Below are 24,897 nucleotides of genomic sequence, written 5' to 3'. Positions count from 1 at the left end.
CTAGGTACTGTGGGGGCTGAGAACCGCGAAGCCAGGACCGGAAAAATCAACGTAGGATTCGGCCACGGTAACGCTGCCCCAGGTGAGGAGCGTATGCAGCTGCCCTGCCTCGGGTGGTAGATGCACCCGGGTAGGAAGCGCGGTTTCCGTGGCCGGTGTGCGGGTCGGTGTTTCGCCGGGGAGCGGGGAGGTCGCTGCCCCTACATGGAAAACCACGAAGCTGGCTCCGCGCCGGTAATAACCCGCAGTGCCCAAGCGTACAATCTCTGAATCTTCTCGCTGCGGGGAAGCAAAATCTGGGTGCTCACGCCGCAGCCGCAGTAGCTCGCGGGTCACTTCGAGATAACGAGCGTGGGAAGGTTCTTCTAATTCTGCCCAGTTCAGGTGCGACCGGGTGAAAGTGGAAAGCGCTTGGGGCGGGGGAATTTTACCGGCATGTTCACCCCAATCCCAGTCGCGAAATTCCGCAATCCGCCCCGCGTCCACACGTTCTCCCAGCTCCGGAGTGTGATCGGTGAAGAACTGGAAAGGCGCGGAAGCACTCCACTCCTGGCCCATAAAAAGGAGGGGTGTGAAGGGGGAGAGCAGCATGAGCGCGTCGGCAACGAGGGCGCGTTCCGCGCTCAGAGTATGGGAGCGGCGGTCTCCCAGTGCGCGGTTACCCACCTGGTCGTGATTTTCGGTATAGACGAGGAAACGGCGCGAATCAAGCGTATCGGGCACCGGAGAACCCCAGTTCCGCTTCCGGAACGTAGAGAAATTACCGTCGTGCACGAAAACGTGCCGCATGGCCTTCTCCAGGGCTCCGGGTAACGCAAAATCCCCGTAATAGGCGAAATTCTCCCCGGTTGTATAGGTGTGCAGGGCATGGTGAATATCATCAGCCCATTGCATATCCATGCCCTTGCCACCCGCACGGGTGGGGCGCAGCATCGCCACATCATTGAGGTCCGATTCCGCCACGAGTGCGATACGCCGCCCGCTCTCCGCGGCGAAAGCCGCGGCGGCGTCGGATAATTCCGCGAGGATGTGGTGATCGGAACTGTCCCGGATCGCGTGGACGGCGTCAAGCCTAAAAATATCCACGTGGTAGTCACGGGCCCACTGGAGCATATTGTCGATAAAATAACGCCGCACCGGGCCGGAATCCGGGCCGTCCACGTTTACACCCGGGCCCCACGTGGAAGAATAGCGATCCGTGGTGTAGGGGCCGAACTCCGCCAGGAAATTCCCGTCCGGTCCGAAATGGTTGTAGACCACGTCCAGGCACACCGCCAGTCCGGTGCGGTGCGCGGCCTCGACGAAACGTGCGAAACCCGCCGGGCCGCCATAGTTTTCGGTGACCGCATAGATATCCACGCCGTCATAGCCCCAATTGCGGGTGCCGGGCACCGGGCAAATCGGCATGACTTCGACGATATCCACTCCGAGGTCGCGCAGGTATCCGAATTTCTGCGCCGCAGCATCGAACGTGCCTTCCGGGGTGAAGGCGCCGATATGCAGTTCGTAAAACACTTTGCCGAGCGGATCAATACCGGGGAAAGGTGAAAATTCGAAAGCGTCGAGATCAACAATTTCGGAGGGGCCCATGACCCCTTCGGGTTGGCGCCGGGTGCGCGGATCAGGCAGCCCCATTCCTCCGTCCAGACTGATGCGGTAGCGGGTTCCGGCCGGGAGGGGAGTATCGAGGATCCACCATCCCGGTCCGCTAGCTAGAGCAGCACCGTCGCGCCCAGAGCGAGCTGCCGCAATATCAGCGGCTGTAACCGGTCGGAAGGGGAGGCGCTCCCCGTCCACGAGGGCATCAACGCTCGCGCGTCCCGGTGCCCACACGCTCAGCGGTTCCATTACTCGGTGCTCCCTCCTGCGTCGCACCCTGCGTTGCCCCCGGCGTTCCCTCCGGCCTTCGCTCCAGTAGGTGATTCAGTGCTCGCTTGAGCGCGGCCTGCCGCATTCGCGCCGTCGGATCCGCAGGCATCAGCACGAACGTACACTGCCACCGGCAGATTCGCGCAGGCATCGCGAACAAGGAGCTGGGGCCCTTCAATCTCACCTTCCTCCAGAACGCTGCGCCACCGCCCGGGCGGGAGCACGATATGCGCATCGCCCCAGCCGCCGGCCACCTCCTGGCGGTGCGCGAGGCGCGAGACCACCACGATCACATCTGGCTCCCCATCCAGGGTGCGGGTAAAAGCAAAAATATTTCCGGTGGTGGCAGCCAGCGGCTCGTAGCCCGAACGCAGCGAAACAAAAGTATCCGGGCGGTCCCGGCGCAGGCGCAGGAGGCGCGAGGTCACCCACATTTTCTCTTCATCCACGCTTGCCTGCGCGGGGAGCGCACCCGCGCTATCCAGCTGCTCGAGCATGCTGGCAAGCCGCCGGTAATTCACCGGGCGGCGGTTATCGGGATCCACCAGCAGATTGCGGGTGATTTCCTCTCCCTGGTAGGTATCGGGCACCCCGATCAGCGTGAGGGCCAGAACCTTCGCGGCGAGGATACGCGCGCGGCGTGTCGGGCGGGTATGTTCCCACCAAGCCGTGAGCTCCGCCACCGATTCCGGGGTGGAAATAACCGAGCGCGCATAGGCAAAAAGCCCGGTTTCCAGTGCTTCATCCGGTTCGGTCCACGTGGTCCACGATTTTTGTTCGCGGGCGGCCTTGCGTAGGTAATCAATGAGGCGATCAGCTTCGATAGGCCCGTTATCCGTCCAGGTTCCCATAATTGTTTGCCACATGAGGTTCTCGATCTGGCCATCGAGTTCCGCGGGGCGGGAGGCAGCGTGCCGTTCGCGCAGCCGTTCCAGGAGTTCCAGCCATTCGGTGGGGTAATCGGCCAAGGTGGCAATAGCGGCGCGAGTATCTTCCCCGCGTTTCGTATCATGGGTGGTGAGCGTGGTCATCATCACGGGCCAATCGGCCATCATCTGCCGGGTCCAGGTGTGGAGTTCATCGGGGGTGAGCGATGCACGCAGCGGATCGGATCCCACCTCGGTTGCCGAGGTAAGCGCGGTATACCGATAAAAAGCGGTGTCTTCCACACCTTTGGCCATGACCGCGCCGCATACCTGCTGGAATCGGATAATCGCTTCATTACGGGAAGCGTCATGGCGTTTCGTTGCCGAACCGATTTCCCGCCCGAGCAAAATATCAACAACAACGTCCAGGGTTTCGCACCGATCTTCGGAGAGCAGGCCCCGGGCCCGTTCGGCGGCCTCGAGCAGCGCAGTTTCAGCGCTGGCATGCGCTTTCTCCCCGGGAACCACGTAGGCCCGATACCTATCCATGCAGATGACGAGCGCGGACACCGCATCATACAAAGAGCGCTGGGAATGGTCCCGCAAGCGCAGATCATCGCGGCATACTTCCGCCATGAGCCGCGCCATCCGCTCCACTTCCGCCTGGAGGGAGGAATGCATAATCTGGCTTTTCGCCTCGCGCTCCAGAACCGGATACGGCTGGGTGGTATGGGATAGGTGCACGAAATTCGCGGTGAGGGCACGCACCCCCTCAGGGTCGGTCAGTAGCGCCCCGATACGCCACGAAGCCTCATACCCGGTACACCCCGCGCACTTCCAATCCGAAGGCAACTTTTCGTTACCCTCCAGGATTTTCTCCGCTACGATCCACGCCCCGCCGGTTGCCTCGTACAGGCGCTCCATATACTGGCGCGGATCGGCGAGCCCATCGGGATGATCGATACGGAATGCATCAATAAAACCGGCGTGGAAGAGCTCCAGCAGCAGCGCGTGGGAGGCGTGAAATACCTCAGGATCCTCTACCCGAATCCCCGCGAGGGTATCCACATCAAAAAATCGGCGGTAATTGAGTTCTTCTTCAGCTACTCGCCAATAGGCGAGCCGATAGTACTGGCGTTGCAGCAGTTCTGCCAGCGGTAGAAATTCGGTGCCTTTCCGGACCGGGAAAATGTGGTCATAGTAGCGCAGTACCGGAACTTCGCCGTCGTCCTCATAACCTGGTACGACGACGTGATCGAGCGCAATTGCCTCCCGGGCCAGCGCCGTACCCACGCGTTCGCCGAGCACCGGGATGAGGATCCCATCGTCGCTGGACTCCACGTCAATATCGAACCAGGAAGCGTAGGGCGACTCGGGCCCATCGCGCAGCAGGGACCACATGGCCCGATTGAGGTAGAGCGGGGTGGGCATCGCCATATGGTTGGGAACCACATCAACGATGATGCCGAGGCCAGCAGCGTGCGCCGCATTCGCAAAAGCCTCAAAACCGTCCTGCCCACCCATTGGCTCGGAAATCCGGGTGTGATCAACTACGTCATAGCCGTGCGTGGATCCCGGGGCTGCCTGGAGGATGGGGGAGCAGTACACATCGGTAGTCCCGAGCTGCACGAGGTAGGGGAGCAGGGCGGTGGCATCCGCGAAGGTGAAATGGGGACCGAGTTGCAGTCGATACGTGGACACGGGTTGGCGCTGCCCAGCGCCGGGCACGTGGGAACGTAGAGCTGGAATACTGGAGGTATCAGTGATTGCGGTCATACTTTCGAGCTTAGCGCACGGTCGGCGTAGTTTTCTGAGCACCGGCCAGGGCATCATCGATATCTTCCTCGGAGGGCTCATGCACGAAAACGCGCATCGAACGCCCGATCAGACTGGTGGTATCCCCGGAAGCGAAAATCAGCTGGGGATTCACCTCCGCCGCGGTATTAACCACCTCTGTCCATTCGCGGGCGTATTCGCCGCCGGGGATAGCGAACTCAACTTCGTCGTCGCCCGCATTGAACATGAGGAGGACATCATCATCAATAATTGGGTTGCCGCGCTCATCAGGTTCGCGGATGCCAGCGCCGTTGAGGAAAACCATCAGGGCACGCGCGAAACCGGAATCCCAATCGGAATCTTCCATCTGGCTGGAATCGGGGCGGAACCATTCGATTTCCGGCAGGCAACCTTCGCATACAGGATTGAAACCGGAAACGAAACGCCGGCGCCGGAAGACCGGGTGGTTCTTGCGGAAAGCAATCGCTGCCCGCGTGAATTGCAAAATATCCATCTGGCGGTCATCGAGATCCCAATCCATCCAGGCAATCTCATTGTCCTGGCAGTAGGTGTTGTTATTACCGCCCTGGGTGCGCCCAATTTCATCACCGTGGGAAATCATTGGCACGCCTTGAGAAAGTAGCAGGGTGGAGATGAAATTACGAATTTGGCGTTCGCGCAGATCGAGAATATCGGGATTGTCCGTGGGGCCTTCTTCCCCGCAATTCCAGGAGCGATTATTAGATTCTCCATCCGCGTTGTTCTCACCGTTGGCTTCATTGTGTTTCTCGTTATAGGAAACTAGATCGCGCATGGTGAAACCATCGTGCGCGGTCACGAAATTAATGGAGGCAAAGGGGCGACGCCCGGAGGATTCATACAGGTCTGCGCTGCCCGTCAGGCGCGAGGCGAATTCCGGAAGGGCAGCGGGTTCCCCGCGCCAGAAATCACGCACGGTATCACGGTATTTGCCGTTCCATTCTGTCCACAGCGGGGGGAATCCACCCACCTGGTAGCCACCTTCGCCCACATCCCAGGGTTCGGCAATGAGTTTGACCTGGGAAATGATGGGATCCTGCTGGATGATGTCAAAGAAGGAGGAGAGCTTATCCACTGCGTGAAGTTCCCGGGCCAGAGTGGAGGCTAAATCGAAACGGAAACCATCCACGTGCATCTCCGTCACCCAGTACCGCAGTGAATCCATAATCAGTTGGAGGGTGTGCGGGGAGGTCATATTCAGGGAGTTCCCGGTCCCGGTGGTATCGAAATAGTGCCGTGGGTCATCGGGAACTAGGCGGTAGTAGGACCGGTTATCGATACCTTTGAAAGATAGGGTGGGGCCCATGTGGTTCCCTTCCGCGGTGTGGTTGTAGACCACGTCAAGGATGACCTCAATATCGGCTTCGTGAAAAGCTTTGACCATGGCCTTAAACTCATCGACCTGCTCCCCGCGCGAGCGGGTGGCGTAGCCATCATGGGGCGCAAAGAAGCCGATGGTGTTATAACCCCAGTAATTGCTCAGCCCTCGATCCTGGAGCGAGGTGTCATTGATAAATTGGTGCACCGGCATGAGCTCAATAGCTGTCACCCCCAGGGAAGTGAAGTAATCAAGAACGGGTGGGTGGGTGAGGCCCTGGTAGGTACCGCGTAATTCTTCGGGAACGTCCGGGTGGCGCTGGGTAAAGCCCTTCACGTGCGTTTCATAAATAATGGTCTCGTTATATTCATGCTTGGGGGGGCGGTCATAACCCCAATCGAAATAGGGACTGATGACCACGGAGACCGGCACGTGGCCTAGCGAATCCAAGGTGCACGGTTGCGAAGGGTCGTTGAAGTCGTAGGAAAAGACTTCCTGGGCATTCGTGATATTGCCTTCGATAGCTTTGGCGTAGGGATCCAGGAGGAACTTGGAAGGATCGCAACGCAGGCCCTGGGCCGGATCGTAGGGGCCGTGCACGCGGTATCCGTAACGCTGCCCGGGCCGAATTGAGGTGAGGTAACAATGCCAGACATTGGCATCAACTTCCCGCAGTTCCACGCGGGTTTCCTTGTTGTTATCGTCAAGTAGGCAGAGTTCGATTTTCTCAGCCACGGAGGAGTAGATCGCGAAATTCGTGCCGGTGCCGTCGAAAGTAGCGCCCAGCGGATACGGGTGTCCAGGCCAAATTCTCATACCTGAGTATCTCATACGAAAGTGGGAATCTACTGAAAATCTAGCGAAACGGTGGGCGATACTGGGTTCGAACCAGTGACCTCTTCGGTGTGAACGAAGCGCTCTACCACTGAGCTAATCGCCCGGGCGACCGTAACGGCCCGTGCATCACGCAAGCTTATAGGGGGTGGGCGGAGAAACTCAAATTTAACTAACGTGGTGTGCACCTCACTGTCCCGGTTTGACCGGGTGCGCGGAATGTCGCTATAGTTTTTCGATGTCATCGACGTCGCCGCGGCGGTTCCCGCCACGGTATAGCCTGGCCGGCAGGTTTGGTTAGTGATTGTTGAGTGGCCGCGCGGATGTAGCTCAGTTGGTAGAGCGCAACCTTGCCAAGGTTGAGGTCGCGGGTTCGAGCCCCGTCATCCGCTCGGATGTGAAGAAAGGCAAAGCGGCACACGTGCCCATACTCCTCTCACGTATCCGGACGGTGGGTTGGCCGAGAGGCGAGGCAACGGCCTGCAAAGCCGTGTACACGGGTTCGAATCCCGTACCCACCTCGCGGGGCGATTGGCGCAGCGGGAGCGCGCTTCCCTGACACGGAAGAGGTCACTGGTTCGATCCCAGTATCGCCCACCACTATTTCCTTGCAGCGCCATTTTGACCCGGCTCTCACGGTTGGGTAAGCTAGTGGCTCGCTGTGAAACAGTGCGGATGTAGCTCAGTTGGTAGAGCGCAACCTTGCCAAGGTTGAGGTCGCGGGTTCGAGCCCCGTCATCCGCTCGGGCGATTGGCGCAGCGGGAGCGCGCTTCCCTGACACGGAAGAGGTCACTGGTTCGATCCCAGTATCGCCCACCATATTTATTCACCGGGTTATCTAGACAAAATGGTTGCTAATGACGGCGTACCGTTCTTGGATCCTGCCCGGAACTGCCGTGAACTGTGTCCTGGAAACAAAGTGTGCGGGAGAGCACCGTTTCAGGGCGATTTCGTGTCCCTTACGCACACTCTGTGAGGGGTGATGTCCCGAACTTACATTCTGCCTCGCCGGACCGCTCGGTTGCCCCGCAGATCTGGAGTACCGCGCCGGCGAGGAAGGTATGTTTTTCCGGGATGTACTTCGCATGTACGACAAACGCAGTACAGCTCTGAAAACACATACCACCCCTGCAGATGCCGGTGTGACTATTGAAGCTTGTGAGGCCCATGAGGTTCTCGAGGGAAGCCGCGGGATCCAACCGAAATCAAAGCGCAACGGCAACTACGTTAAGAAATTGTTTTGATGTCGTGGAGTTGCATGCTGTGGGGCCCGTTGTCGTCAGGTTGCTTTTTATGGGCGCCACCGCTCATATCATCCACGCTTGTCCATGTCGAGCGGGTGATCGCTCCAGGGCCGGGTAACAGAATAGACAGGGAAGTAAATGACCAAAGTCCCGGGTGGCCGCCTCGAGCTGGAAGCAATCATGCCATGAGCGTAAAAGCGCGCAACCACGCGGGAAAATGGCGTCGTCGTGCGGAAAAAGCGGGTGAAAAAAGTGCCGCGCGCGACCGTGCGTTAGGTCTTCCTGACTATATTTTCCGCAATAGAGCGGGTAGACCTATATACGTAAACGAAAGGATGGATCAATGGCCGAAAAAGTTGTTATCGATGCTCTTCAGCGCACGCTGACCGATCTTATTGACCTCTCCCTGCAGGCTAAGCAGTACCACTGGAATATTCAGGGTGCGCGTTTCCGTGCTCTGCACCTCGCTCTTGATGAAGTCGTATCCGTCACCCGCACTGACCTTGATGAGGTTGCCGAACGTATTGCAACCATCGGTGGTTTCCCGGATGGCCGGGCCGTGACCGTGGCCAAGGAAAGCGGTCTCGATGATGCGGGTACCGGTCCCTTCAATGTGGACGATGTTTATACCGTGATGGCAGAAAAGCTCTACGGAGCGTCCCGGCGTATCCAGAATGACCTGTCCAAGGTGGACGAAGCCGATCCGCTCAGCGGTGACCTACTCATCGGGGTCGCTCGCAACCTGGAGCTGCAGGGCTGGTTCATGAAGGCCTCCGCGGTCGAAAACTAAGTCACCTGCGTCATACTGACGCTCACATTTGTGACTCTGAGCGAAGGGGACCATCCCACTGATATGTGGGGTGTGTCCCCTCCGTTGTGTTTATAACGGGTGCGTGAGCGTCCCAGCACTATACCCGCGGTATGCGTGAGCTGTATCCCCTTCCGGGCCCCGGTGGTGATGCGCCGCGGGCGTGGCCGGAGTGAAACAGGTATCCTGGTGGGCGGGCATCCCCGGTCTGGATGCCGTGAAAAATAGAACTAAGGAGAAAACTATGCCCGCACGTCTATCCGTGGACGGCACCCTCGTCACCCTTGACGAACCGTGCCCGGGAACCGCCTATTTCGCCGCGGATCGCGCGATTATCGCCCTGAAAGTAAACGGGGAACTCAAGGATTTGGCCACGGATTTGACCACGCTGGACGGCGCCGAAGTGGAACCGGTGCGCATTGATTCCCCGGACGGGCTCAATATTCTCCGCCATTCCGCCACCCACGTGCTGGCCCAGGCTGTCCAGCAGATCTACCCGGATGCCAATCTGGGTATCGGTCCTTTTATTGAGGATGGCTTCTACTACGATTTCGGCAATATTGACCCGGTTACTCCGGAGATGCTGAAAGAACTCGAAAAGCGCATGAAGCGCATCGTCAAGGAAAATCAGCGTTTCGTGCGCCGCGAAGTCACCGAAGAAGAGGCGCGCCAGGAAGAAGCCTCCCAGCCCTACAAACTCGAGCTCATCACCACCAAGGGTCACGATGCGGACGGGGCGAACGTAGAAGTGGGCCATGGCGGGCTCACCATGTACGACAATGTCAATCGCCACGGCGATGTGGTGTGGACCGATCTATGCCGCGGGCCCCACCTGCCTTCCACCAAGTTTATCGGCAATGGTTTTGCGCTCACCCGCGCTTCGGCCGCCTACTGGAAGGGGGATCAGAATAACGATCATCTCCAGCGTATCTACGGCACCGCCTGGCCGAGCAAAGAAGAACTGGATGCCTACCAGACCCGTATTGCGGAAGCGCAGCGCCGCGACCACCGCAGGCTGGGCACCGAACTCGACCTGTTCTCCTTCCCCGATGAAATTGGCTCCGGGCTCCCGGTCTTCCATCCCAAGGGCGGTATTATCCGCATGGAAATGGAAAATTACTCCCGCCAGCGCCATATCGAAGCCGGTTACGATTTCGTCAATACTCCGCATATCACCAAAGGCCAGCTCTTCCAGACCTCCGGGCATCTGTCCTGGTACAAGGATGGAATGTTCCCGGCCATGCGGGTGGATGAGGATCAGGATTACTACCTCAAGCCGATGAACTGCCCCATGCACTCCCTTATTTATAAGGCGCGGGGGCGTTCCTACCGCGATCTGCCGCTGCGGCTCTTCGAATTCGGAACGGTGTACCGCTACGAAAAGTCCGGCGTTATCCACGGTCTCACCCGCGCCCGCGGTTTCACCCAGGACGATGCCCATATTTACACCACCCGCGAGCAGATGCGCGAGGAACTTTCTTCCCTGCTCACCTTCGTGCTGTCCCTCCTCAAGGACTACGGTCTCAACGATTTCTACCTGGAGCTATCCACGAAGGACCCCAAGAAGTTCATCGGGGATGACGACCTCTGGGAAGAAGCTACCCGCACCCTGGAAGAAGTGGCGCTATCCTCCGGCCTCGAACTAGTGCCCGATCCGGAAGGGGCGGCCTTCTACGGCCCCAAGATTTCGGTGCAGGCCCGCGATGCCATCGGCCGCACCTGGCAGATGTCTACCATCCAGCTTGACTTCAACCTCCCGGAGCGTTTCGGCCTGGAATACACCGCGCCGGACGGCTCGCGCCAGCGCCCGGTCATGATCCACCGGGCCCTCTTCGGCTCCATCGAACGATTCCTGGGTGTGTTGGTTGAGCACTACGCCGGGGCTTTCCCCGCCTGGCTCGCTCCCGTGCAGGTGCGCCTGGTGCCGGTGGCCGAAACCTTCAACGACTACTGCGAAGATATCGCCCGGCGCCTGCGTGAACAGCATATTCGCGCCGAAGTTGATACGTCCGATGATCGCTTCGGCAAGAAGATTCGGAACGCCGCGAAGGAAAAGATTCCCTTCACCCTCATTGCCGGTGGGGACGACGTCGATGCCGGCGCCGTGTCCTTCCGTTTCCGCGACGGCGAGCAGCATAACGGGGTTGCTATTGACGAAGCGATCGCGCATATCGTGGATGTGGTACGACGGCGCGCTAATGAGCCGGAAGCGGAGAAGTTCTAATGCTCTCCCGGAGCGGGCAGCCTCTGGCCCAGGCAATTTTCGGTCCCATTGCGCGCCTGTGCGTGCGCGCGGGGATCAGCGCCGACGCGGTGACGATCACCGGAACCGTGGCGGTGGTGGCCTGCGCGCTCATCCTCTATCCCCTCGGGCACCCCGTGTGGGCCTCCTGGATTATCGGTATCACCGTGATTTTCGACAGTCTTGACGGTCAAATTGCGAGGCTCACCGGAACCGCGTCCCGCTGGGGTGCCTTCCTGGACTCCACCCTGGACCGCCTGGCAGATTCCGCGATATTCTGCGGGATTCTCCTGTGGATCACGCGCTGGAACATCGGGGCGACGGCCGGGCTCACCGACTGGCTGGCTCTGGCCTGCCTGGCGGCCCTCCCGGCCGCGCTGTGCACCTCCTACGCGCGCGCCCGCGCCGAAGCGGTGGGATTCACCGCGAATGTGGGGATCAGTGAACGCGCGGACCGGCTGGTTATCGTGCTGCTCGGGGCGCTGATTACCGGCTACGGGGCCAGTGCATGGGTGCTGCTGGTGGCTCTCGGTTATCTCGCGGTAGCCGGGTGGATCACGGTGGCCCAGCGCATGGTAACGGTCTACCGGCAGTCCCGCGCGGAGCACGGTGCTGGTGAGCGGGTCGGCCAGGGGAGCGGCCAGTGAATCTCGGCAATCTTCTTTTCCGTGCCACCGGGGCGGTGGCCCGGCTCCCCGAACCGGTGGGCCGCGGTCTCTTTGCCGCGGTCGGGACGGTCGCCGGAGCTCTGCCGCTGCGCGGAACCCAGCAATTGCGCCGCAACCTCGCGCGGATACGCCCAGATGTGCGCGGCAGGGCTGCCCGCCGGCTCAATCGCGCCGCCATGCGTTCCTATATGCGCTACTATTACGAAGCCCTGCGGCTGGGAAATTGGGAAGCCGACGACTTAGCGGCGCGGGTCATCGAGGACGGTCTCGATTCCGCTCGCGCGGAATTTGCCCGCGGCCATGCCCTCATCGGGGCGCTCATGCACATGGGCAATTGGGATATGGCCGGGGCGTGGTCGCGCTATTTCCTCGCACCTGTGCACACCCTGGTAGAAAAATTAGAACCCGCCGAGGTTTTCGAGCGCTTCGTGCGCCTGCGTGAAAATATTGGGATGGTTATCTATCCCGTGGTCAAAGGCGGTGGGGCGATTCACCGTCTCGCGGAGGATACCCGCCAGGCCCCCATTCTCGCCCCGGTTCTGGCTGATCGTGATCTCACCGCGTCTGGCGTGGAAGTGGAATTCTTTGGGGAGAGTATGCTCGCCGCTGCCGGACCGGCGATCCTTGCCATAGATACCGGCTGCGCCGTCGTTCCTATTTTCTCCTACTACGTGAAAAGGGAACGTACCCGGGAAGTGCCCACCCGATGGCGGATGGTGCTGCGCAGCGGCGCACCCATCCGCGCGCGAGTGGACGCCGCGGCTTCCCCGCGCGAACGCCACGCAGAAATCGAGCGAATCACCCAGGAATGGATCACAGCTTTTGAAGGCGTGCTGGCTGAGCACCCTGAGGACTGGCATATGCTCCAGCCTGTTTTTGTCGCCGATTTGGACGGTGAACGCTACCGCACTAACCGTGAGAAAGCCGCCCGGGAACTTGCGTGCCGCCAAGCAGAGTACGACGCGAAGGAAGGAACGCCGTGAACATCGGGATTGCCTGCCCTTATTCGTGGGACGTGCCCGGGGGAGTGGGATTCCACATCCGGGATCTAGCCGAGGAGCTCATCGCTCGCGGACACAGTGTTTCGGTGATCGCCCCGAGTGAAGAAAACGAGGCGCTGCCCGATTACGTGGTACCGGTGGGAGCCTCCGTGGCGATTCCCTATAACGGTTCGGTAGCGCGCCTCTCCTTCGGTCCGCGAGTCAATCGGGCGGTACGCCGCTGGCTGCGGGAAGGGAATTTCGATGTTCTCCACGTGCACGAACCTTTCGTTCCTTCCGTTTCTATGCTTGCCCTCATGAGTGCGGAATGCCCGGTCGTCTCCACCCACCACACCGCCATGGATCGTTCCCGGGCCTTCGACCTCTTTTCTCCGGTGCTGCGCCCCATCCTGGAAAAGATCCAGGCGCGTATCGCGGTTTCCCAAGAAGCACGCCGTACCACGGTGCAGTATTTAGGCGGAGACGCTTTTATTATTCCCAATGGCGTATATACCGCCGATTTCGAAGTACCGCGTGATGCCCGCTTCACCGGCACGCCCGACTCTCCCACTTTCGGATTCCTCGGTCGTCTTGATGAGCCTCGCAAGGGTCTGCCGGTGCTGGCCGCTGCCGCCCCGCTCATCCTGCGCGACTACCCGCAGGCGCGCTTCTTCGTGGCCGGGAAAGGTGATGAGGAAGCGGCACGGCAACTCTTCGGGGAGGCGGCCGCACGGGTGACGTTCCTCGGTCCCGTCAGCGATCCCGATAAAGCCGCCATGCTCGCCAGTGTGGACCTCTACGTAGCCCCCAATACCGGGGGTGAATCCTTCGGAATTATTCTTATCGAAGCAATGAGCGCGGGTGGTTTTGTGCTCGCCTCGGATATTCCCGCTTTTCGCGCGGTGCTGGGCGGGGGAACGTTCGGGGACCACTTCGCCAATGAAGACCCGGAGGATCTGGCCCGGGTGGCCGTGGCGGCTTTGCGTGATCCGCAACGCCGGGCTCGGGTGGCGCAGGCCGGCCAGGCCGAAGCCCAGCGTTACGACTGGTCCACGGTTGCCTCCCAAGTCTTTGCCGTCTATGAAACAGCGGTCCGCACCGCCCAGATGGAGGTAGAGCAGTGAATATATGGTGGTGGCTTGCCCTCGTCGCCGGCGTGGTGCTTCTCCTTCTCGGTCTGAGCGCCGTGGTGGCGGCCCGTCGCCTTGATCGCCTCCATACCACCCTCCTGAAATCGCGCCGCGCGGTGGAACAGGCGCTCGCCGCCCGCGCCCGCACCGCCTACGATATGGCTATGTCCGGGGAATTGGATATGGCCGGGGCTCTTATCCTCACCGATAGTGCCCAGCGGGTGCTCTCCGCCTCCATGCTTCCGGTGGTGGCGGACGGATTGGAAGCCTTACCCGGTGATATGCGCGATGATCTTCCCGATCCGGCCGTGGCAGCGCGGGAACGGCGCGCGGTGGAATCCGAGCTTTCCCGCGCCCTGCGACTCACCGTGGATGAGCTGGACCCGAACGATATCACCGATGCAGCCGCCCGTGAATTTTACCGGCGCCTCGAACGTGCCCGCCTCGATGTGCGCATGACACGCTCCTTCCATAATTCGCATGTGGACCAGGCTCGCCGGGTACGCAATTCCCGGATTCTCTCCATTTTTCCCATCGCCGGGCACGCCCCGGTCCCGCAAACCATCGATATTGACGATGAGTAAGAGTTCCCGATGACCACCACTCCCCGGCGTGCTGCCCGCATTATCGCCCTGGATGAAGCCGGCCGCGTCCTCCTCATCCGCGGCCATGACCGGGACGATCCTTCCCACCGGTGGTGGTTCACGCCCGGTGGGGGACTGGAAGATACGGAAAGCCCCCAGCAGGCGGCAGTGCGGGAATTTCGGGAGGAGACCGGCGTCGTCGTAACTGAAACGGAACTTATCGGGCCGGTTCTGCGCCGGCACGCAACTTTTCGTTTTGCCCGTACCACCCTCAGTCAAGACGAAGAATTTTTCGCGGTACGGCTGGACGCGGTGCGCGCCCGCGCGGCGGTGACCGGAAGCGGGCGGGCCTGGACCGCGGCGGAAGAAGAACTCCTCGACGTTATCGACTGGCGTGCCGGCGCGCAACTCGCTGGTTCCCCGAGGGAACGGGTGTATCCGGCGGGTCTCGCGGAGCTGGCGGCCCAGGTGCACGCTGGATGGGATGGGATTTGCCGGGAGCTTTGGGAGAACTAACCTCCCTGAACGGTACAGCTTAGGCGCGCTGCGGCCCAGGTAATAGTTCCCGGGCCTCGAACCGCGTACAATGGCTCCGGAAGTTTTTATCTACTCGGGAGGACACGTGTCAGGACACTCCAAGTGGGCAACCACCAAGCATAAGAAAGCCGCTAATGACGCCAAGCGCGGCAAGCTTTTCGCGCGTCTGGTCAAGAATATCGAAGTGGCAGCGGCAACCGGTGGTGGAGATCCCGCGGGCAATCCCACGCTCTTTGACGCGATCCGCAAAGCCAAGCAGAACTCGGTGCCGGCCGATAATATTGATCGCGCGGTTAAGCGTGGCTCGGGTGAAACTGATGATTCCATCCAGTATGAAGCCATTACATATGAAGGTTACGGCCCGGGTGGGGTGGCTATCCTCATCGAATGCCTGACCGATAACCGCAATCGTGCCGCCTCGGATGTGCGTACCGCACTCACGCGCAATGGGGGGACCCTGGCGGATCCGGGTTCGGTTTCCTATCTCTTCAACCGTCGCGGTGTGGTGGAAGCGGTTAAAGGGGAGAACTCCGAGGATGACGTTCTCATGGCGGTTCTTGACGCCGGCGCCGAAGAAATTGAGGACGACGGCGAAACGTTCACCATTTACTGTGCTTCTAGCGATGTGGTAGCTGTGCGCACCGCGCTTCAGGAAGCCGGAATTGACTACAATTCCGCAGAATCACGCTTTGTTCCATCTACCAATGTTCCCCTGGATCGCGCCGGCGCGGAAAAGCTCCTCAAACTCACCGATGCGCTCGACGATGTCGATGATATTCAAGAGGTCTACACCAACGCGGATATCGCCGATGAGATCCTCGCTGAGCTCGAGGGTGAGTAGTGCGCATTCTGGGTATTGACCCGGGACTTACGCGCTGCGGGCTGGGGACCATTGACGCCGATGTGACGCGGCGGGTGCGTTTGGTGGATATGCGCGTGGCGCGCTCTCCGGTGGACCTGGCCCCGCATCGGCGTCTTCTCCTTATCGCGGATGAAATCGACGCGGTGATCGCGGAGTTTTCTCCCGAGGTCGTGGCGGTGGAACGCGTTTTCGCGCAGGAAAATGTGCGCTCGGTGACCTCAACCGCGCAGGTGGCCGGTATCGCTATGCTGGCTGCTGCCCGCGCCCAGCTTCCCCTCGGCTTGCACTCGCCCTCCGAAGTGAAGGCAGCGGTCACAGGTTCGGGGCGCGCCGGGAAACTCCAGGTGCAAAACATGGTTCAGCGGATTTTAGGTCTGGCCGAGCTGCCGCGTCCCAAGGATGCCGCGGACGCCCTCGCCATTGCCATCACCCACGCGTGGCGCGGGGGCGCCCACGCCCTGGATGCCACGGTGGATAATGGTCAGCACGGCGGGGCCGGCGCCCTCCCACGTGCCGAAGGAGCGGATTTAACCGCCGCGCAGCGCATGTGGGCGGGAGCTGAACGCATGAGTCGGCGCGCCGGCGCGGTCTCCCCGCGCCGCTCCGCTACCGGCTAGAGTCATGAGGAAGGAGCCCTGAGTGATTGCAAGTATTCGCGGAACTGTGAGCCGTGTTACCACCACTTTCGCGGTGGTGGAGGTCGGCGGGTGGGGCGTCAAAGTTTTTGCGACGCCGGATACTCTCGCGCGCCTTCGCGAAGGCACGGAAGCTTTTCTCTATACCTCGCTGGTTGCCAGCCGCGATGATCTTCCCTCCCTCTACGGTTTTAGCGAAGCGGACGAGCGCGACGTTTACGACATCATGCAAACGGTGTCCGGTATCGGCGCCAAAGTTGCGCTCGCTCTTCTCTCTGTCCACACCCCGAATGCTCTGCGCGCCGCCGTGCAATCCAAGGACGAAGCTGCCCTCACCAGGGTTCCCGGTATTGGCAAGAAGAGCGCCCAGCGCATTATTTTGGAGCTGGGCAATAAGCTTGGTCCGGCGCCGGTGGCGGCGGGTGAGACGGCCACCGCCGGGGCGGATCCCGATGCCGTGGTTGCCGGTCTGGTGGGACTGGGGTGGAAAGAAAGCGACGCCGTCGCCGCGTATGAAGAAGCGCGCGCGCAAGTACCGCAGGGCACCGTGGCCCAGCTGCTGCGCGCAAGTCTCCAAATACTAGGGGCCCGCCGATGAGCGAAGATATGTCCTTCGACGCCGGCCTGGTCTCCCCGGAAGCCAACGAAACGGAGCGTGCCGCCGAAGCGGCCCTGCGCCCGCGCCAGCTCTCCGAATTCGTGGGCCAGGACACCGTGCGTGACCAGCTTTCCCTCGTGCTGCAGGCAGCGGTGCAGCGCGGGCGCACTCCCGATCACGTGCTCCTTTCCGGGCCGCCGGGTTTGGGGAAAACTACCCTCGCCATGATTATTGCGGCGGAAGTGGGCGGGGCGCTGCGCCTGACCTCCGGTCCGGCGATCCAGCATTCGGGAGACCTGGCTGCGATTCTTTCCTCCGTGCAGGAAAACGACGTCCTCTTCATCGATGAAATCCACCGCCTGGCTCGCAACGCCGAAGAAATGCTCTACCTGGCCATGGAAGATTTTCGGGTGGACGTGATGGTGGGGAAGGGACCGGGCGCCACCTCGATCCCGTTGCCGTTGCCTTTCTTCACGGTGGTAGGGGCGACGACGCGCGCCGGCTTGCTGCCCGCTCCCTTGCGTGATCGCTTCGGCTTTACGGCGCACCTGGAATATTACGAACAGCGCGACCTGGCCCGTATTGTGCGGCGTAATGCCGTTAAGCTCGGCCATAGCATTACCGAGGATGCCGCTCAGGAAATCGCCGGGCGTTCGCGCGGCACCCCGCGTATTGCCAACCGGCTGTTGCGCCGCGTCCAGGACTGGGCGCAGGTGCGCGGCACCGGGGAGCTGGACCTGAGGGCCGCGCGGGCCGCCCTCGACCTTTTCCAGGTGGATCCAGCCGGGTTGGATCGGCTTGACCGTGCGGTACTCGACGCGGTGTGCACCCGCTTTGGCGGTGGGCCGGTGGGCCTGACTACCCTGGCAGTTTCGGTGGGAGAAGAACCGGAAACGGTAGAGACGGTGGTGGAACCCTACCTGGTGCGCGAAGGCTATCTAGTGCGCACCCCGCGCGGGCGGATGGCGGCCCCGCGGGCCTGGACGCATCTGGGTTTAACTCCGCCTACAGATTAGTTTCGTCACGGCGGCAGGTGTTTTCAGTTATGCACGGTAAACTGGCACGGTAATTATTGTCTTTTCCAAGGAGCTTTCGCGTGGAATTCGTCATCATGGGCGCCATCCTGGTGGGGATGGTTCTGTTCATGTCCCAGTCCAATAAGAAGGCCCGGGCACGTGCTGAAGAACACCGCAATAGCATTCTGGTGGTCGGCACAGATGTCATGACCACCGCGGGTTTTTACGGGCGCATTGTTGCTATTGACGGGGATGCGGTGACGCTCGAAAGTCCCTCCGGGGATGAAACTGTGTGGTCGCGCCTGGCTATTCGGGAGCAGGCCTCCATTCCCTTCGCGCCGGTCACTGAAGAAGAAGCGGCGGCGGAAGATGCTGCGGAAGCCGCTCGCCTAAGCGCTTCGGAGCTATCCGGAGCCGGCGCGAGCGATGCGGATAGTGCCGCGGGAACTGCTGCTTCCGCTAGTGCGGCGGCCCCGGAAGTGACCGGTCACGTGACTCCTCGGAGCACGGACTCGGCTTTTGGTGAAAAGAAAGATGAGTCGGGCTCGGCCTGGAAGTAAACACTATGTCTCAATCTAAAAATTCCGGCGTCCGGTTATCCTGGCGCCGGATCATTACCCTTGCGATCTTGGCGATCGCGCTCTTTGTCTCCCTGGGGGTGGGGTCGGCAACGGGCTCCGGATCGGAATCCCGGTGGACCCCGAATTTTGCTCTTGACCTCGAAGGGGGCACGGAGCTTATTCTCACCCCGAAGACCACGGATAATTCCGAGATCACTGCCGAAGATGTCAACCAGGCGATTGAAATTATTCGCCAGCGCGTGGACGCTTCGGGTGTGGCGGAAGCGGAAATTACCTCTCAGGGTGGCTCCAATATTGTGGTGGGTCTGCCCGGGCATCCCAGTCAGGAAACCCTCGACCTCGTGCGTAATTCCGCGGTGTTGCGGATGCGCCCGGTGCTCGCCATGGCGAATCCGGGAACTATGAAGGGCGAGGGGGAGAATGCCGCACCCCTGACCGGCACCGCGCTGGAAGAAGCGGCCATGAAGGCTGCCGACGCAGATGGAGACGGCAAGCTCTCCACCACTCCGCCCAGCCAGCCGAGCAACGCCTCGGATCCAGCTTGGGCGAAAACCGAGCGGGTCACCTACGATGCGCTGACCTTGGATTGCACCGCAGAGAACCCGGCTACCGCCCCGGAAGAAAACCCGGATACCGCGCTGGTGGCCTGCGGGCAAAGCAAGGATTCTAAAACGGGCGAGGTCACGCCGTTTAAGTACGTGCTCGGCCCGGCCGAGATTGCCGGAACGAACCTGACCCGGGCCACGTCAGGTTTCGATCAGCAGCAGGGCCAGTGGATTGTACAGTTGGAATTCGATAACGAGGGCGCGCAGAAGTTCTCTGAAGTGACCGGGCGGCTGGTGGGCCTGAAGAGTCCACAAAACCAATTCGCTATCGTTCTAGACGGGCGCGTTATTTCCTCCGCGGTTCCGCAAACCCAGATTTCAGGCGGGCAGGCCGTTATTAACGGTTCCGGCATTAACGCGACGACGTCGCGGGTGCTGGCCAACCAGCTGCAATTCGGTTCGCTACCCCTGGAATTTGAGGTGCAATCCGAACAGCAAATTTCGGCCACCCTCGGTTCTGAATCGCTGCGCGCGGGCCTGGTGGCCGGGCTGATCGGTCTTGTGCTTATTGTTCTTTACCTGATTTGGCAGTACCACGCCCTCGCTATTGTGGCTATCGGCTCGGTGGTGCTTGCCACGGGCTTGTCATACGGGGTTATTTGTTTACTGTCCTGGGTGATGGGTTACCGCTTGTCAATGGCCGGCGTCGTCGGTCTGGTTATTTCTATCGGTATCACGGTCGATTCCTTCATTGTGTTCTTCGAACGTATTCGGGATGAGATTCGTGACGGGCACGCGGTACGTACCGCGGTGCAGCGCGGATGGAAGCGCGCAACCCGCACGATTATCGCCTCTGATTCCGTCAACCTTATTGCCGCCGGGGTTCTCTACTTCATTGCAGTGGGTTCGGTGCGCGGTTTCGCCTTCACTTTGGGGCTCACCACGATCCTCGACCTCGTTGTCGTCTTTATGTTTACCTATCCGCTTATGACGCTGCTGGTGCGCACTAAGTTCTTCGGCGGGGGGCACCCGGCATCGGGTATGTCCGCCAAGCATTTGGCGCATACCCCGGCGTACCGCGGCCGTAAGGTTCCCGGGGAAGGCTCGCTTGCTGAGCGTCGCACCCGCGAGCGTCGGGCCGCTCTCCCCGCGAGCAGCGAGGGAAAGGAGAACGCCTAATGTCGATGTACAGCTTAGGTAATGATCTCTACTCTGGGCGGCGCAGCTTCAAAATTGTGCAGCGGCGCAAGACCTGGTACACCATCGCGATTATTTGCGTTATCGCCTCGTTTATCGCGCTCTTCACCCGCGGGCTCAATATGGGTATTGAGTTCACCGGTGGATCCCAGTTCACGGTCTCGGGGGCACAAACCACCGATCAGCGCCTCGCCTCGGATATCATGGCCCGCCACGGCGGGGATGCAGCCGCTCGCGTAGCCCAGGTAGGTGAGAACTCCCTGCGCATCCAAACCTCGGCGAATGCTGATGGTACCGGCGTGGGCAATGCGGAAACAGAAGCGATCCGCACAGAATTGGCTGAAGCATACGGAACCTCCGTTCAGGATGTCACCTCCACCTATATCGGCCCGGTGTGGGGCCAGGATATTTCCACGAAGGCCCTCCAGGGTTTCGTGGTCTTTATCGTGCTGGTGCTCCTCGCGCTGTGGGCTTATATGCGATCCTGGCGCAATGCCCTGGGCGCAATCGTTGCGCTCTTCCACGACCTTGTGGTGACGGTGGGTATTTACTGTCTCTTTGGATTCGAATTCACGCCGTCCACCGTGATTGGTCTGCTGACGATCCTCGGCTACTCCCTGTACGACACCGTGGTGGTTTTCGATAAGGTCCGTGAAAATACCGAGCACGTGCTGCGTCAGCACCGTGTGACCTTCGGGGAGTCCACGAACCACGCCGTCAACCAGACTCTCATCCGCTCCATCAACACCTCGGTCACCTCGATTATGCCGGTGGCATCCATTCTGTTCATCGGGGTGTACCTTATGGGCGCGGGTACCTTGCGCGATCTTGCGCTGGTGCTCTTCGTCGGTCTGCTGCTCTCGGCGTACTCGTCCATTTTCTTGGCGGCGCCGCTCGCCGTCACCCTGACGAATGCCGATCCGCGCATCAAGTCCCATAACGCGGAAGTGGCTGCTGCGCGCGCCGAGCGTGTTGAGGCCGGTGTTGCGGAAGAGGACGTCGTCTCCGCGGTGCTCGAACCTGGCCACCATCTTGGTAATACCGCGCAGCCGCGCCGCAAGAAGAGGAGCAAGAAGTGAGCACTGCGTTTTCTTCGCAACTCGTGGAACTAGCGGCCAGTCGGGTGCGAGAACGTGAAAACTTCCCGGCGCCCGGGGTTATCTTTCGTGATATCACCCCGCTGATAGCAGACGGTGAAGCATTCCACCTCTTTATTGATGAGCTGGCCCGCCATTACGAAGGTAAGATCGACGCCGTTGCCGGGCTGGAATCACGCGGATTTATTTTGTCCGCGCCGCTGGCGTACGCCATGGGGCTGGGAATGGTCACCATCCGCAAAGCCGGGCGGTTGCCCGGGCCGGTTATCGGGGTTGATTATGAACTGGAATACGGTTCGGCCCGCATGGAGGTTCAGCCCTTTAGTATTGAAGATGGACAGCGCGTTCTTATCATCGATGACGTTCTCGCCACCGGTGGAACCGCGAATGCAGCCTGTGAGCTGGTGGAAAGCTCGGGCGGGATTGTGGCCGGCCTGTGCATGCTCATTGAGCTGGCGGGTATGGGCGGTCGGGAGCGTCTGGCCGGTAGGCAGGTCGAAGCGGTGCTAACCTTCGATTAACGCAAGAGGGGAGTGGGGCATGTCGGAATCGCAGGGTCCGCGGGTACTATCGCGGCTATCGTGGTTGACCGGACGCACGGCCAGCCAGGTTCCTGATGCCCTGGAACCCCTTATGCGCGCCCTGGGTAATGTTGATAAGGAACGCATTATCCGGGCGTATAACGTGGCGGAGGAATGCCACCGTGGCCAGAAGCGGCGCTCGGGAGAGCCGTATATTACGCATCCGGTCGCGGTGGCAACCATCCTCGCCGAACTCGGAATGGACGAGGATACCCTCGTGGGTGCTCTCCTCCACGACACCGTGGAAGATACCGGATATACCCTCGAGCAGGTCCGGGATAATTTCGGCTCCACCGTGGAACTGCTCGTGGACGGAGTCACGAAGCTCGATAAGGTCGAATACGGAGAAGCAGCGCAGGCGGAAACGGTGCGCAAAATGGTGATCGCGATGTCCAAAGACATCCGCGTGCTTCTCATTAAACTTGCCGACCGGCTCCATAATGCCCGCACCTGGCGTTTCATGCCGCAGGAAAAGGCACGATCCAAGGCACATGAAACCCTGGAGATCTACACGCCCCTCGCGCACCGCCTCGGCATGAATTCCATTAAATGGGAACTCGAGGACCTCTCTTTTAAAACCATGTACCCGGAGGTCTACGCCGAAATTGAATCCCTGGTGCAAGAACGCACCCCGGAACGCGAAGCGTATATCGCGAAAATCAAGGCCATTTTGGAGCGGGAGCTCAAGAGTTCCCATATTAAATGCACGATTACCGGTCGCCCTAAGCACTATTACTCCATCTACCAGAAGATGATTTTGCGGGGTAAGGACTTCGAAGATATTTATGACCTCGTGGGAGTGCGGGTACTCGTGGAAACTATCCCGGACTGCTACGCGGTGCTGGGTGTTGCCAATACTATTTTCACGCCCATTCAGGGGCGGATCAAGGACTATATCACCACCCCTAAATTCAACCTCTACCAGTCGATTCACACCACGGTTATCGGCCCGGATAACCGCTCTCTTGAAATTCAGATCCGTACCTACGATATGCATAGGCGCGCGGAATACGGAGTGGCAGCGCACTGGCGGTATAAGGAAAACCCGAATGCCACCAAGCGCGGGGGCGGGACCGCGAAAGTCGACGAAGAAACAACCCAGCTCAACTGGCTACGCCAGCTAGTTGATTGGCAGCGGGAAACCGCGGACCCGGCAGAATTCCTCGAGTCGCTCTCCTATGAGATCTCCGGTAATAAGGTGTACGTGTTCACTCCGGCCGGGGAAGTTATGGAGCTCCCCACCGGAGCCACCCCGGTCGATTTCGCCTATGCTGTCCACACGGAAGTAGGGCATCGTACGGTGGGGGCGCGGGTGAATGATCGTCTCGTCACCCTCGATCACAAGCTGGAATCCGGGGATACGGTTGAGATTATTACCGCGAAAAGCCCGGATGCCGGACCTTCCCTCGGCTGGCTTGATTTCGTGGCAAGTCCGCGTGCCCGCGCCAAGATCCGGGTGTGGTTCAAGAAGAGTCGCCGGGATGAAGCGGTAGAAGAGGGCAAGGATAAGCTTGCCCGCGCCATCCGTAAACGTAACCAACCCGTCCAGCGCCTCATGAGCCATGACACACTCGCGGAAGTAGCGCGGGAGGCCGGACGCAGTTCCGTCGATGACCTGTACGCGGGTATTGGGGAAGGGGATATCTCCCCCGAAACGGTGGTGCGTAACCTCATTACCTCCCAGGGCGGGCAGGCCGGGGTGGAGGAAACTCTCGCGGAGGCAGTGACTCCGAACCGTATTTCACGGCGGCGGAGCACGGCCAGCACCGATAACGCTGTGGTGGTCCAAGGCATGGAAGCCGGGGATGTTATGGTCAAGCTAGCCCGCTGCTGCACCCCGGTTCCCCCCGATTCCATCGTTGGTTTCGTGACTCGCGGCTCGGGTGTGTCCATCCACCGCGCGGATTGCCCGAATGTGGAGCAGTTGCAAAAGCAACCGGAACGATTCCTCGAGGTGCACTGGGCTGATGATTCCGAAGCGGTGTACGTTATCCAGGTCCAGGTGGACGCACTCGACCGGCAGGGCTTACTCTCCGATATTTCCCGAGCGCTCCTGGATAACGGGGTGAATCTTCTGGCCGGCAATATGATGACCACGAAAGAACGCATGGTGCGTAACACCTTCACCTTTGAGATGGCCGATCCGCATCACCTAGCTCGGGTGCTGGCAGATCTACGCAAGATTGAAGGCGTGTACGATGCGTACCGGGTGACTAATTCCAAGCCCGCTAATCAGCGCCGGGTGGAATCTCCGCGTGCATAGCGCGGATTCGCCGCGGTTACGGCACGGAGCTGAACGCCGGAAGCTCCTGGTCGCTCCCGTGCTTAGCGCTGGGCAATAGCATGCACAGCCGCACGCGCTGCGGCGAGGTGCTGCCCGGTTAGGGTTTGCGCCGCAGCTTCCCACTCATGAGCTTCTAGAAGGCGCCGCCGTGCTACCTCCAAAGCGCAGGAAATCGCCACGTCCAGCTCCTCCTGGCGAAAAATATCCGTGATTGTGCGCGGTAGTGTGGTCAAGTATAATCCGGCTATCGATTGGCGCTCCGCGGGCGCTGGCTTGCGCACACCCCGCGACTTCGCTCGCACGCTACAGATCCGCACCAGCCGGTCCGCTGGCCAATAGCCGGTATACACCCACAAGGCGCTCAGAGTGATGGCGATGGTATCCCGCCCCAGCACCGGCGCAAGAAGAGAAGCCCGCAGCACCGAATGGGTGGCGCAATCAGCCGCGCACACCAGCCCGGGCGCATATTCCACCAGCAAACCAGCGTTAACATCCAGGCGCTGCACCGCATCCACATACATATCGAGAGTGTGCGATGGCAAAGAAAATAACGCAAGCCGCTTTCCCCAGGCGGGGAGAGCGGCTTGCGTTTATCCACAGGTAGG

Annotated in this window: 20 protein-coding genes and 6 tRNA genes; 21 read left to right on the top strand and 5 right to left on the bottom strand. The window is 60.4% G+C overall.

Going from position 1 to position 24,897, the window contains the following annotated elements; all coding sequences use genetic code 11:
* The 4 genes from treZ to ACTFPK_RS08410 form a co-directional block, all read right to left on the bottom strand.
* Entirely contained in the window at nt 1-1,848 is a 1,848-nt protein-coding gene (gene treZ, locus ACTFPK_RS08425) for a malto-oligosyltrehalose trehalohydrolase (protein WP_439911426.1), read from the bottom strand.
* The gene (treY, locus tag ACTFPK_RS08420; protein ID WP_439911425.1) at nt 1,848-4,511 is read right to left on the bottom strand and encodes a malto-oligosyltrehalose synthase; all 2,664 of its coding nucleotides are present in this window, start codon (nt 4,509-4,511) and stop codon (nt 1,848-1,850) included. Before treY ends, treZ begins: the two co-directional genes overlap by 1 nt.
* A 10-nt stretch (nt 4,512-4,521) precedes the next feature.
* Complete coding sequence (glgX, locus tag ACTFPK_RS08415; protein ID WP_016442661.1) at nt 4,522-6,684, bottom strand: glycogen debranching protein GlgX; 2,163 nt, start codon at nt 6,682-6,684, stop codon at nt 4,522-4,524.
* A gap of 52 nt (nt 6,685-6,736) precedes the next feature.
* Nucleotides 6,737-6,808, bottom strand: a tRNA-Val gene (locus ACTFPK_RS08410).
* A gap of 213 nt (nt 6,809-7,021) precedes the next feature.
* Here ACTFPK_RS08410 and ACTFPK_RS08405 point away from each other — a divergent pair.
* The 21 genes from ACTFPK_RS08405 to ACTFPK_RS08305 all read left to right on the top strand — a co-directional run bounded on the left by ACTFPK_RS08405 (nt 7,022) and on the right by ACTFPK_RS08305 (nt 24,271).
* Nucleotides 7,022-7,094 (top strand) — tRNA-Gly (locus ACTFPK_RS08405).
* Between the two features lie 58 nt (nt 7,095-7,152).
* A tRNA-Cys gene (locus ACTFPK_RS08400) sits at nt 7,153-7,223 on the top strand.
* 4 nt (nt 7,224-7,227) lie between these two features.
* A tRNA-Val gene (locus ACTFPK_RS08395) sits at nt 7,228-7,302 on the top strand.
* 71 nt (nt 7,303-7,373) lie between these two features.
* Nucleotides 7,374-7,446, top strand: a tRNA-Gly gene (locus ACTFPK_RS08390).
* 1 nt (nt 7,447) lies between these two features.
* Nucleotides 7,448-7,522 (top strand) — tRNA-Val (locus ACTFPK_RS08385).
* Nucleotides 7,523-8,290: 768 nt separating this feature from the next.
* A complete protein-coding gene (locus ACTFPK_RS08380; protein WP_016442663.1) occupies nt 8,291-8,737 on the top strand; it encodes a Dps family protein in 447 nt (148 codons plus the stop codon).
* Between the two features lie 262 nt (nt 8,738-8,999).
* Nucleotides 9,000-10,979 carry a threonine--tRNA ligase gene (thrS, locus tag ACTFPK_RS08375; RefSeq protein WP_439911424.1) on the top strand — a complete coding sequence of 660 codons (1,980 nt, stop codon included), beginning with the start codon at nt 9,000-9,002 and terminating at the stop codon, nt 10,977-10,979.
* Entirely contained in the window at nt 10,979-11,644 is a 666-nt protein-coding gene (gene pgsA, locus ACTFPK_RS08370; RefSeq protein ID WP_439911423.1) for a phosphatidylinositol phosphate synthase, read from the top strand. The genes thrS and pgsA overlap by 1 nt, the downstream gene beginning before the upstream one ends.
* Nucleotides 11,641-12,648 (top strand): phosphatidylinositol mannoside acyltransferase, encoded by a 1,008-nt coding sequence (locus ACTFPK_RS08365; protein WP_439911422.1) that lies wholly within the window; start codon nt 11,641-11,643, stop codon nt 12,646-12,648. Before pgsA ends, ACTFPK_RS08365 begins: the two co-directional genes overlap by 4 nt.
* Complete coding sequence (locus tag ACTFPK_RS08360) at nt 12,645-13,769, top strand: glycosyltransferase family 4 protein (RefSeq protein WP_016442667.1); 1,125 nt, start codon at nt 12,645-12,647, stop codon at nt 13,767-13,769. Before ACTFPK_RS08365 ends, ACTFPK_RS08360 begins: the two co-directional genes overlap by 4 nt.
* Nucleotides 13,766-14,359 (top strand): hypothetical protein, encoded by a 594-nt coding sequence (locus ACTFPK_RS08355; protein WP_016442668.1) that lies wholly within the window; start codon nt 13,766-13,768, stop codon nt 14,357-14,359. Before ACTFPK_RS08360 ends, ACTFPK_RS08355 begins: the two co-directional genes overlap by 4 nt.
* Before the next feature lie 9 nt (nt 14,360-14,368).
* Nucleotides 14,369-14,875 carry an NUDIX hydrolase gene (locus ACTFPK_RS08350; RefSeq protein ID WP_274735738.1) on the top strand — a complete coding sequence of 169 codons (507 nt, stop codon included), beginning with the start codon at nt 14,369-14,371 and terminating at the stop codon, nt 14,873-14,875.
* A gap of 106 nt (nt 14,876-14,981) precedes the next feature.
* Complete coding sequence (locus ACTFPK_RS08345) at nt 14,982-15,737, top strand: YebC/PmpR family DNA-binding transcriptional regulator (protein WP_016442670.1); 756 nt, start codon at nt 14,982-14,984, stop codon at nt 15,735-15,737.
* Nucleotides 15,737-16,375 carry a crossover junction endodeoxyribonuclease RuvC gene (gene ruvC, locus ACTFPK_RS08340; RefSeq protein WP_439911421.1) on the top strand — a complete coding sequence of 213 codons (639 nt, stop codon included), beginning with the start codon at nt 15,737-15,739 and terminating at the stop codon, nt 16,373-16,375. The genes ACTFPK_RS08345 and ruvC overlap by 1 nt, the downstream gene beginning before the upstream one ends.
* Before the next feature lie 22 nt (nt 16,376-16,397).
* Nucleotides 16,398-16,991, top strand: a complete 594-nt coding sequence (gene ruvA / locus ACTFPK_RS08335) for a Holliday junction branch migration protein RuvA (protein WP_439911420.1) — start codon at nt 16,398-16,400, stop codon at nt 16,989-16,991.
* Nucleotides 16,988-18,007: a Holliday junction branch migration DNA helicase RuvB gene (ruvB, locus tag ACTFPK_RS08330; RefSeq protein WP_016442673.1), complete on the top strand. Its 1,020-nt coding sequence runs from the start codon at nt 16,988-16,990 to the stop codon at nt 18,005-18,007. Before ruvA ends, ruvB begins: the two co-directional genes overlap by 4 nt.
* Before the next feature lie 80 nt (nt 18,008-18,087).
* Complete coding sequence (locus ACTFPK_RS08325) at nt 18,088-18,567, top strand: preprotein translocase subunit YajC (RefSeq protein ID WP_274735744.1); 480 nt, start codon at nt 18,088-18,090, stop codon at nt 18,565-18,567.
* 5 nt (nt 18,568-18,572) lie between these two features.
* The gene (gene secD / locus ACTFPK_RS08320; RefSeq protein WP_274735746.1) at nt 18,573-20,312 is read left to right on the top strand and encodes a protein translocase subunit SecD; all 1,740 of its coding nucleotides are present in this window, start codon (nt 18,573-18,575) and stop codon (nt 20,310-20,312) included.
* Nucleotides 20,312-21,409 (top strand): protein translocase subunit SecF, encoded by a 1,098-nt coding sequence (secF, locus tag ACTFPK_RS08315; protein WP_439911419.1) that lies wholly within the window; start codon nt 20,312-20,314, stop codon nt 21,407-21,409. Before secD ends, secF begins: the two co-directional genes overlap by 1 nt.
* A complete protein-coding gene (locus ACTFPK_RS08310; RefSeq protein WP_439911418.1) occupies nt 21,406-21,948 on the top strand; it encodes an adenine phosphoribosyltransferase in 543 nt (180 codons plus the stop codon). The genes secF and ACTFPK_RS08310 overlap by 4 nt, the downstream gene beginning before the upstream one ends.
* A gap of 19 nt (nt 21,949-21,967) precedes the next feature.
* Nucleotides 21,968-24,271 carry a RelA/SpoT family protein gene (locus ACTFPK_RS08305; RefSeq protein WP_439911417.1) on the top strand — a complete coding sequence of 768 codons (2,304 nt, stop codon included), beginning with the start codon at nt 21,968-21,970 and terminating at the stop codon, nt 24,269-24,271.
* A gap of 62 nt (nt 24,272-24,333) precedes the next feature.
* On the opposite strand, the gene ACTFPK_RS08300 is transcribed toward ACTFPK_RS08305, so the two are convergent.
* Nucleotides 24,334-24,813: a hypothetical protein gene (locus ACTFPK_RS08300; protein WP_439911416.1), complete on the bottom strand. Its 480-nt coding sequence runs from the start codon at nt 24,811-24,813 to the stop codon at nt 24,334-24,336.
* Between the last annotated feature and the right edge of the window lie 84 nt (nt 24,814-24,897).

The sequence above is a fragment of the Actinotignum sp. UMB0459 genome, assembly GCF_051905915.1.
GTDB classification, from domain to species: Bacteria; Actinomycetota; Actinomycetes; order Actinomycetales; family Actinomycetaceae; genus Actinotignum; species Actinotignum sanguinis.
The sequence above is the reverse complement of the archived record's forward strand: the minus strand, read 5'-3'. Positions and strand labels throughout refer to the sequence as shown.